Source organism: Moraxella sp., assembly GCF_024227015.1.
GTDB lineage: Bacteria > Pseudomonadota > Gammaproteobacteria > Pseudomonadales > Moraxellaceae > Moraxella.
This window is the reverse complement of sequence record NZ_JAAELD010000030.1, coordinates 1-6,618: the sequence shown is the minus strand read 5'-3', so window position 1 is coordinate 6,618 and position 6,618 is coordinate 1. Positions and strand designations below refer to the sequence as shown.

The 6,618-nt window shown below is 47.8% G+C and carries 5 protein-coding genes; 4 read left to right on the top strand and 1 reads right to left on the bottom strand.

What is annotated here, in order from left to right; all coding sequences use genetic code 11:
• Window positions 1–183: 183 nt before the first annotated feature.
• From GY683_RS00625 to hpt, 4 genes are all read left to right on the top strand, one after another.
• Entirely contained in the window at window positions 184–1,545 is a 1,362-nt protein-coding gene (locus GY683_RS00625) for a 3-oxoacyl-ACP reductase (protein WP_297286910.1), read from the top strand.
• A 46-nt stretch (window positions 1,546–1,591) separates the two neighbouring features.
• The gene (locus tag GY683_RS00620; RefSeq protein ID WP_297286909.1) at window positions 1,592–2,470 is read left to right on the top strand and encodes a MaoC/PaaZ C-terminal domain-containing protein; all 879 of its coding nucleotides are present in this window, start codon (window positions 1,592–1,594) and stop codon (window positions 2,468–2,470) included.
• A 102-nt stretch (window positions 2,471–2,572) separates the two neighbouring features.
• Entirely contained in the window at window positions 2,573–3,826 is a 1,254-nt protein-coding gene (locus tag GY683_RS00615) for a serine hydrolase (RefSeq protein ID WP_297286908.1), read from the top strand.
• A gap of 73 nt (window positions 3,827–3,899) precedes the next feature.
• Window positions 3,900–4,433, top strand: a complete 534-nt coding sequence (hpt, locus tag GY683_RS00610) for a hypoxanthine phosphoribosyltransferase (RefSeq protein WP_297286907.1) — start codon at window positions 3,900–3,902, stop codon at window positions 4,431–4,433.
• A gap of 109 nt (window positions 4,434–4,542) precedes the next feature.
• Here hpt and ilvD read toward each other — a convergent pair whose 3' ends face one another.
• Window positions 4,543–6,444, bottom strand: coding sequence for a dihydroxy-acid dehydratase (gene ilvD / locus GY683_RS00605; protein ID WP_297286906.1), 1,902 nt, complete (start codon window positions 6,442–6,444; stop codon window positions 4,543–4,545).
• Window positions 6,445–6,618 lie beyond the last annotated feature (174 nt).

The window sequence follows — 6,618 nt, the reverse complement described above, 5'->3', positions numbered from 1 at the left end:
TTTTATAAAATGGCAGATTTGACTTATTTTGTAACAATAATTTTAGCAATTTACGTTAAATGATAAATTTAAGTTTATAAAAATGTGATTCTATATGGGTGGCATTGGTGAATTTTTGTGTTAGAATGGGGTATTTTCAAGTTAAATAAAGACATTAAAAACAGACAGATAAGGATGAATGCCATGAGTGATCGTTACGGTGAATTGGTGCAATCGCCACTGGGTAAAAAAGTCGCTAAAAATCTGGGTTTGCCACTACCAATCAGACTAGATCGCTACGAGGTGGGGCAGCCCATCATTCGTGGCGAGGTGGTACTTGGTGTGGCGGCAGGCGAAGATGCTTCGGTCAGCGATGTAATCCGTGAGACATTGACCGCCCTAGATGCTAAGATCACGACAGAAGACAAGCTTGAAGCGAAGCTTAGCGATGAGAATGCACGATTTAAGGTGGCGATCTTTGATGCGACCAATATCAAGAACGTGGATGGCTTGAAGCAAGTCTACGAATTCTTTCATTTGATCGCACGTCGTATCAAGCCATCAGGGCGTATTATTATCGTTGCGCGCCCTGATTGCTGTACTGGCGATGATATCGGTTTTGCATTGGCTCAGCGTGCACTGCTCGGCTTTGCCAAATCGGTCGCCAAAGAATTCAAAAAAGGCATCACAGCGAACGTCCTATATACACAGGTTGGTGCTGAAGCGCATTTAGATCACGCCCTAAAATTCTTCATGTCTGCCAAGTCCGCCTACGTGTCAGGTCAGCCAATCTATATCAAGACAGGCGGTGTCATTAATGCAGGTGAATCCAGCGATGCTAAGCCACTACTGGGTAGAAAAATCCTAGTGACGGGTGCATCTCGTGGCATCGGTGCTTCTGTGGCAGAAGTGTTGGCGCGTGATGGGGCGGAGTTGTACTGCCTAGACGTGCCACAGAGTCTGGCTGATCTTCAGGTCGTCGCAGGTAACTTGGGTGCGCGTGCGCTACCATTAGACATCACCGCTGATAATGCCGCAAGTGAGATTTTAAGTGAGTGCGGTGTGCTAGATGGCATCGTGCATAATGCAGGTGTGACGCGTGATAAGACCTTGGCGAACATGAGCGAAGATAAGTGGGATCTGGTGCTAAACATCAACCTAAAAGCAATCCATGACATCAATGAATATCTGATCGCTAATAATGGTCTTGGTGATGATGCGCGCGTGGTATGTGTGTCGTCCATCTCGGGCATCGCGGGCAACCTTGGGCAGACCAACTATGCCATGAGTAAGGCGGGTGTGATCGGACTGGTTGAAGCAACCGCCAAAACCTTTAAAGACACCAACAAAACAATCAACGCTGTCGCTCCTGGATTCATCGAGACGAAGATGACAAGCTTGATGCCATTTGCCATCAGAGAGGCAGGGCGTCGTATGAACTCAATGAGTCAAGGCGGTGAACCTATCGACGTGGCAGAGACCATTTCTTGGCTGTTATCTCCAAAGGCTGCAGGACTTAATGGCAACATCGTACGCGTCTGTGGACAAAGCGTGCTTGGTGCGTAACGCTTACTAAATACTTTATAAATATTGGAAATTAAATAGGTAACCTATGGCAGAACAACATTTTAAAGAATTGCCAAAAATGCACACCACTTATGCCAATGTCATCAAAAGCCTGATCCCTATTGGCGATAATAAGGCGACGACATTACCAGAATCGGTGTATCAGGTGGATAGCCTTGCTATTGATGAGCATAACTTAAAGGAATATCGCAAGATCTGTGGCTTTATTAATGATGGACGTGTGCCGCCGACTTATTTTGCGGTGCTGTCTCAGACGTTGCAGATGAATATGATGGCTAAGCCCGATTTTCCTTTTGCGATGCTTGGTCTTGTGCATATCGAGAACAGTGTTACGCAGCATCGTATCATCTATGACAGCGAGACCGTCGCACTTACCGTTCGTCTTGACAACCTAAAGGCGCACGACAAAGGACAACAGTTCGACTTCATCACGACGGTAACCATTGATGGCGAGCTCGTCTGGGAAGGGGTGTCAACTTATCTATCACGCCAAAAAAAGACCGCCGAAGAGCGTGCCCGTGCCAAATCTATCGAAGAACCGCAGCCACGACTAGAAGCCGATGAGAATCACTGGGCGGAGCTTATTAACATCCCAGAAGACATCGGGCGTCGCTATGCTTTCGTGTCAGGAGATTTTAATTTGATTCATCTACATCCGTTGTCAGCGCGTGCGTTTGGATTCCCTAGAGCGATTGCGCATGGCATGTGGTCGAAGGCGGCGAGCATTGCTCAGTTCCATGATTTGCCTAAGGCTTATCGTGTGGATGTGTCTTTTAAGACGCCGATTTTCTTGCCGTCTAAGATTGACTTCGTGGCACAAGCCGAGACCGATGGCCGTCAGTTTGCGCTGTATGCCGCTGGCACGGATAAGCCACATTTATTAGGTCGCATTACATTCTTATAATGTCTGCCACCACCCCAAAAACTGGAGCTAATCCAGTTTTTGTGTTTTTGATGATTTGATAATCATCATTTATCATCCATAAAAATTCATAAAGAGTAAGCTATGACAGATTGGCAAGATTTTTCTGATGTTTTGAAGGATTTGCAGTTCGATGATGCGCCTGCGGGCGGGGCGCTTGTGATTTATCAAGATGGCGAAGAAGTGGTAAACACCGCTGTTGGGCAGGCGCTACCAGGTCAGTCATGGTCTGATACTACGTTATCAGTGAACTTTTCGATTGGAAAGGGGGTCATGGCGACATTGGTGGCGATCTTGGTGTCTAGGGCTTTGCTTGATTATGATGTGCCGATCGCTCGTTATTGGGCACAATTTGGCGTCAATGGCAAACAAAACATCACGCTACGCCACGTATTAACGCACACGTCAGGACTGTTTAATATCACAACGCTAACGCAGTCGCTTGATGATTTACTTGATTGGCGAGCGATGGGCGAGCTTGTGGCGAGCATGGCCATAGATACCCCGCGCGGTCAAGAGATGCATGGTTATGCCAGTGCGTACAGCGCACTCGTCTCAGGATGGGTGCTTGGTCATGTGGTGGAGCGCGTGACGAATCTTAGCTTGCAAGAAGCACTTGATGAATATCTGGCAGTACCGCTGGGCATTCAAGGACAGTTGTATTACGGCGCGCCCAGCGATAAAGTGGGGCAGGTCGCTAAGCCGGTGCGGTATTTTGATGGCGCGCCAAGCGCCAAAAGAAAACCCACTTTAAAGCCTGACACGCCCTTGATGCTAGGTACATTGGCAAGTCTACCCGTCTCACCACTGTGGCAAAATGCGCTGGGTGATACATCGATCGGGACGGCAAGTGTTAATAAGTTGTATTTTGACACCTCAAAGATGAATTTGGCGAATTACAAAAACGCACTGATGCCAAACGGGCGTGATGGCGTGGAATACCATCATCCTGATGTGTTGCAAGCCATCATTCCTGCAGCGAATGGCATCTCGACGGCGCGGGCACTGGCAACCATCTATGCCATGCATGCCAATGGCGGCAAGTGGCAGGGTGATACGTTGATCACGCCCGAGGTGATGAGAGGCTTGCGCGTGATTCGAGTGGATGGCTTCGATGCGGTGATGCCCGCCAACATGCTGTGGCGTACGGGCTTTCATCGGTTATTTAGCCTACAAAATGCACCGAACGCTTATGGGCACATGGGTTATAATGGCTCGGTGGCGTTCTGCGACCCTGATCGTAAGCTGGCTTTTGCATTCATTCATAATTTTGACACCACGATGCTAAATGACGTGCGCCAGTTTGCCCTGTCAGAGATGGCGATAGGCTTGGCTTGATTGCCATTAAAATACTTGCCAATGCTTTTGGCATGCGTTAGAATATTTGTTTTTATTTTAAAAAAGAGTCCTTATGAGTAAACCTGTCATGAATGTGATGATTTCACAAGAAGAAATCGCAATTAAAGTCAAAGAACTAGGCGCGGCGATTGATGCGCACTATGCCAATAGCGACCGAGATTTGGTACTGGTTGGCCTGCTACGCGGTTCGGTGATTTTTATGGCGGATCTTTGTCGTGCCATCGATAAGCCGCACGAGCTTGATTTCATGACAGTGTCCAGCTACATTAATAAGACCACGGTGTCATCAGGTGATGTCAAAATTGTCAAAGACCTAGACAGCGAGATCAAGGGTAAAGACGTGCTGATCGTCGAAGACATCATTGATTCGGGTCGTACATTGTCTAAGGTGGTCGAGATTCTAAAGACTCGTGAGCCTAATTCTATTGAATTGTGCACATTGGTAAGTAAGCCATCGCGCCGTGAGATTCAGATGGATGTTAGATTCTTGGGCTTTGAAGTAGAGGATAAATTCATCGTGGGCTACGGTCTAGATTATGACCAGAAATATCGCCACGTACCTTTCATTGGTGAGATCGGTCTATAATTATAAATTAAAAACCAGCCAATGATTCTTGGCTGGTTTTTTGATGGCTTTATCGTAAAACCCTGCTAATAGTGCGTATTAGCAGGGTTTTTATTAAACACATTTATAATCAGCGTTCAACTTGGCTGACATCACGTACTGCACCTGTGTCAGCACTGGTTGCCATCGCGGCATACGCTCGCAGGGCTTGAGAGACATGACGTTCACGATTGACAGGTTTCCAGGCTTGATTGCCACGTTCATTCATGGCGGTGCGACGACGCGCAAGCTCCTCATCTGACACATCTAGATGAATGCTGCGATTTGGGATGTCGATCTGAATAACGTCAAATTCTTCCACCAAGCCAATCGCACCACCTTCGGCAGCTTCGGGGCTGGCGTGACCGATAGACAGACCAGATGTGCCACCTGAGAAGCGACCATCTGTCAGTAGCGCACAGGCTTTACCGAGACCTTTTGATTTTAGATAGCTGGTTGGATAAAGCATCTCTTGCATACCAGGACCGCCTTTGGGACCCTCGTAGCGGATGATGACGATGTCGCCTGCGACGATTTGATCGGCAAGGATGGCTTCTACAGCAGAATCTTGACTTTCAAAGACGCGCGCACGCCCTGTGAATTTAAGGATGCTCTCATCCACGCCGGCGGTCTTAACCACACAGCCGCGTTCAGCGATATTGCCAAATAATACCGCCAGACCACCGTCCTGTGAATACGCAAATTCTTTGGCGCGGATACAGCCGGATTCGCGGTTAAGGTCAAGGTTGCCCCATTCTCTGTTTTGACTAAAGGCTTGAGTGGTGCGCACGCCACCAGGTGCAGCGATATAAAGATCGCGAGCGGTCTGGTTGTCGGCATTCATGACATCCCATTTGCCAAGGGCGTCTGCCAATGTCGGACTGTGTACGGTGGGAACGTTAGTCTTAAGCAATCCTGCGCGGTCAAGCTCCGCCAAAATACCAATCACGCCACCTGCGCGGTGTACGTCTTCCATGTGGTATTTTTGGGTGGCGGGGGCGACTTTAGATAGGCATGGTACTTGGCGAGACAGGCGATCAATGTCCGCCATCTTAAAGTCAACACCTGCTTCATTGGCCGCTGCCAAAAGGTGTAGAATTGTATTGGTGCTACCACCCATGGCAATGTCAAGGCTCATGGCGTTTTCAAAGGCTTCTTTGGTGGCGATACTTCTTGGTAATACAGAATAATCGTCTTGTTCGTAATGACGCTTGGCAAGTTCTACAATCAGACGGCCTGCTTCTAGGAATAGCTCTTTACGCTTAGCATGCGTCGCCAGTAGTGAGCCGTTACCAGGCAAAGATAGACCAAGCGCTTCGGTTAGGCAGTTCATGGAGTTGGCGGTGAACATCCCAGAACAAGAACCGCACGTTGGGCAAGCAGAGCGTTCAACATTCACCACATCTTCATCGCTGATCAGATCATCTGCTGCATCGATCATCGCATCGACTAAGTCAAGCTTACGGATTTTTTGACCGCTGTCGTCGGTGATGGTCTCATGTACCATATGACCATCATGTGTCTCACTTGCCAACACCTTGCCAGCTTCCATCGGACCACCTGACACGAACACCACAGGGATGTTTAGTCGCATGGCAGCCATCAGCATGCCTGGGGTGATTTTGTCGCAGTTTGAGATGCACACTAGGGCATCTGCACAGTGTGCGTTCACCATATATTCTACGCTGTCTGCGATCAAATCACGGCTAGGCAAGCTGTACAGCATGCCACCATGACCCATCGCAATGCCATCATCGACTGCGATGGTGTTGAATTCTTTAGCGACACCGCCCGCTTTTTCGATCTCTCGGGCGACAAGCTGACCCATGTCTTTTAGGTGGACGTGACCAGGAACGAACTGAGTGAATGAGTTGGCGATGGCGATGATTGGCTTATTGAAATCGCCGTCTGTCATGCCTGTGGCGCGCCATAACGCACGCGCACCTGCCATGTTACGACCTGATGTGGAGGTTTTTGAACGATAAACTGGCATAATACTTATCCTTTTAATTCAATAGCGATGGCTGTCTTAATGATCTAAAATTTATCAATAAAATACAAATTATTAAGAAAATAACCTATTTTACCACCAATCATCACATTGTTTTATAAAAATTTCTTACTTTCATAAAAACCAGTCATTCACTTGTTTGAATATATTAAAAAT

Coding starts and splice junctions, on each gene's coding strand:
- GY683_RS00615 (WP_297286908.1), top strand. CDS start 2,573: ATGACAGATTGGCAAGATTTTTCTGATGTTTTGAAGGATTTGCAGTTC.
- GY683_RS00620 (WP_297286909.1), top strand. CDS start 1,592: ATGGCAGAACAACATTTTAAAGAATTGCCAAAAATGCACACCACTTAT.
- ilvD (WP_297286906.1), bottom strand. CDS start 6,444: ATGCCAGTTTATCGTTCAAAAACCTCCACATCAGGTCGTAACATGGCA.
- hpt (WP_297286907.1), top strand. CDS start 3,900: ATGAGTAAACCTGTCATGAATGTGATGATTTCACAAGAAGAAATCGCA.
- GY683_RS00625 (WP_297286910.1), top strand. CDS start 184: ATGAGTGATCGTTACGGTGAATTGGTGCAATCGCCACTGGGTAAAAAA.